The following is a 648-nucleotide window of genomic DNA, read 5'->3' on the forward strand; positions in this document are numbered from 1 at the left end:
AGTTTGATAGACAGTATGATGTTGTGGAAGTTTACGAACTAACAGATTGTTTAGCGCCATGGTTACCGCCACTATAAGGGCAAACACCGCCCCTAAATTGATCTGTTTCGGTTGTACGATAACGAGGATACCAGCAAAACCTAATATAGAGGCTGCGATAGTCGGAAAGTTTAATCTGTCTTTATAAAATAAAAAACCCAGTGGTAATACAAATAAAGGGGCGGCATAAAAAATAGCATTCGCAGTCGCAAGAGGCAGTGCTTGAAGAGACAGTACCATGAATATCACACCCAATAACCACACGTGACTACGAACAAAGTGCCATTTTATATTACTGAATAACTTGTTCTTTTTATTAATTAAGCAAAACGGCAACAGCATTAAAACCGCTGTGCATTGACGAAACAGGATAAATTGATATACCGCCGTCTCAGAGGGCAAGGCCTTTATCAAGGCGTCTGAGAAGACCGCAATGATATTTCCTAGTACCAATAGCGTCATGGCAAATGCAACACTCATCTTTGGCATTCTTAGCCTCCTCGCCCTACTCTAAATTCAGAAACTGTTAAAACCCCAATGGGTTCATGCTGATTTAACGATCTGTCAGGCAGTATATGCAAGTAACGCTATGATGTATAATGATATAAA

At 40.1% G+C, this 648-nt stretch carries 1 protein-coding gene; it reads right to left on the reverse strand.

Translation table 11 applies throughout. The features are described 5' to 3' along the window. The coding region (locus AC2FA3_RS15060; protein ID WP_490510293.1) for a DMT family transporter at window positions 1–528 on the reverse strand (528 nt) is incomplete at its 3' end. Window positions 529–648: the final 120 nt, after the last annotated feature.

This window comes from Janibacter sp. CoH_79_TC_3, assembly GCF_058197955.1.